Source organism: Vicinamibacteria bacterium (assembly GCA_035620555.1).
Lineage (GTDB): Bacteria > Acidobacteriota > Vicinamibacteria > Marinacidobacterales > SMYC01 > DASPGQ01.
Window position 1 is genome coordinate 1 of sequence record DASPGQ010000318.1, and the last position, 2,246, is coordinate 2,246.

3 protein-coding genes are annotated in these 2,246 nt (G+C 61.7%); 1 reads left to right on the top strand and 2 read right to left on the bottom strand.

Annotated elements, in window-relative coordinates; translation table 11 throughout:
• Positions 1-210 precede the first annotated feature (210 nt).
• Together VEK15_13085 and VEK15_13090 are read right to left on the bottom strand one after the other, a co-directional pair.
• Positions 211-1,554: an alkaline phosphatase family protein gene (locus VEK15_13085; GenBank protein ID HXV61625.1), complete on the bottom strand. Its 1,344-nt coding sequence runs from the start codon at positions 1,552-1,554 to the stop codon at positions 211-213.
• Positions 1,551-1,931 carry a DUF309 domain-containing protein gene (locus VEK15_13090; protein HXV61626.1) on the bottom strand — a complete coding sequence of 127 codons (381 nt, stop codon included), beginning with the start codon at positions 1,929-1,931 and terminating at the stop codon, positions 1,551-1,553. The genes VEK15_13085 and VEK15_13090 overlap by 4 nt, the downstream gene beginning before the upstream one ends.
• 48 nt (positions 1,932-1,979) lie before the next feature.
• Between VEK15_13090 and VEK15_13095 the strand changes: the two genes are divergently transcribed.
• Positions 1,980-2,246 (top strand): DUF2071 domain-containing protein (locus VEK15_13095; GenBank protein HXV61627.1); only part of this gene is annotated, 267 nt, incomplete at its 3' end.

A 2,246-nucleotide genomic window follows, 5' to 3' on the forward strand; every position in this document is an offset into this window, starting at 1 on the left:
TAAACGAACGTTTCATTATTCCGGACCCTATTGAATGATTTTGCGCGAAATGGCAGCGTTATTAATTGACTGGTTGATGATGACTTACGTGACGACATCGGGCGCGTGCGAAAAAGCGCGGTATTCGTACTACAGCCCGAGGGATTGTGTCAAGGTTAACACGAAACTCCATATCCGAGAAACCCTTGCCGGTGGTAGCTTTGCGCGGGATCAGGGGATGTAGCCCAAAGCCCGCAATTCGCGCAGTACCTGGTCATCCAGCGGGCTCGGGCGGGCCTGGCCACCGCGCGGCCCTCGGTCATGGCTATCCACGTGGCCGATTGAGCGTCCGGCGAGCAAAACCGGCGTCAAGGCCTCGGTGAGGACCCGCCCGTCCATATCGCGACCAACGGGAAGTCCCATCAAATAAAGAGATGTCGGCGTGAGGTCGAATAATGAAGGGCTCTGGAGGCGAGCACCCTTACGGATCGGCGGTCCCCACAGAAAAAGCACGCCCTCGGGCGCGCGGACGTCGCCACGTCCATCATCGTAATGGTTGAACCCGTAATCCCGAAACTGGAAGCCGTGATCGGATACAACCATCAGAACCGTGTCCGGCCCGGCCATCTCCATGAGCCGTCCAAGTCTCCGGTCTTCATGGAGATAGACCGGCTCGAGAACGCGGGCATAGGCCTCGTCCATGGCGTGCGCGATCGGCTCGGTCACGGGCTCGCCTCTCTCCCTGAGCGCGGCGTACACGGGTTCGGCGACCCGCCGGTCGATGAATCGCCAGAGAAAGTGGGTGTACACGTCCGTCGTGCGGAAGAGCGCCGCGACCAGGTCGGCCTGTCCGCGGCCGTTTATCAAGTAACCGAGGCTCTTCTCGGTGATCATGTCGTCGTTGAAAACCCCTGCCGCCGTTCGGAACCGGGCGCGAAACTGCGTGCTGGGCCGAAACGCGGCGAGGGCCAGCTCGCGCGAAAAGACGGGGATTCCCGAATCGGAGAGAACCCGCTCGGCCTCGGCCCGATCGGGCATTCCGAGCCCTCGGAGCTCGCGAGCCAAATCCTCGGGGAACGTCGCCTCCTCGATGGGCTCGTGAAGCGAGCGGGGAAAGTGGTTCGACACGATCTGCCCGTTCACTTCTTCGGCTGGCCATGTGGCCCACCAGTTGAGGATCTGAACCGTCTTCCCCGCCGAGGTCGCGATGTTCCACAAGGCTTCCGTTCGTCGCGATCCGCCCGAGGCGAGGACTTTGCGACCGTCATCGGACAGGAGCTGCCAGTCCACGATCCCGTGCTTCTCCATCCGCTTTCCCGTCGCCACCGAGGTCCACAAAACCACGGATTTCGTGGGTTTGAAGGAGCGGCAGGGCGCATAGGCCCCCTCGCTCATGAGCTTCTGAAAGTTGGGAAGCTTGCCCTGAGAGAGCATGGATTCCAGAAACTCGGGATCCATTCCGTCGAATCCCAGGATCATGACGCGATAGGATGCCGCCTCCGTGGCGGCGCGCCGATCGAAGGACAGAACGAGCACCGCCGCGAGCACGGCCACCGCCGCCAGCACTTTACTCATCGGGCTCGGCCCTCCTCGAAGCGCATCTCGGGCACGTCATCGTCCCCCCAGGCGAGATGCTCCCCTGCGCCGAGTCTCTCGGACTTGTCGAGACACGTTCGCGCTCTCTCGAGAAGTCCGGTCAGGTCGAGGCCGTGCCGACTCGGCGCAAACCGCTCGAGCTTCTCGATCCCGCTGCGCAGCAAATTCGTCGCTCCGGTGTAATTGCCCGCCGCAAGGTGGTAGAGACCGACCGAAACGTGGATGAGCCCCTGGAGAAACTTCCGATCCTCCCCCTTCTCCTCCGCCCAGGCCTCTTCGAGCAGATCGTGGCACTCGAAATAGAGCTTTCGATTGAAAAGCCCAGCCGCGCGTTCCAGCAGATTCGAGTCATCCACGAAAGACTACAATACCGCATGTCGCGCGGCAGGCCGTGGATTCTCTCCATGACCTGGCACGACCTGCTCTTCGCTCACTTCAGAGTTCCGGAAAAGGCGCTCACCCCGCTCATTCCAAGTGGGTTGGCCCTCGATACCTTCGAAGGAGAAACCTGGCTCGGGGTCGTGCCGTTCCGCATGACCGGAGTGAAGCCGCGAGGGTGTCCATCCATTCCCGGGCTGTCATCGTTTCTCGAGCTCAACGTCCGGACCTATGTCGTCGCCAGAGGCAAGCGGGGTGTCTGGTTCTTCAGCCTCGACGCGTCGAGCCGGCTC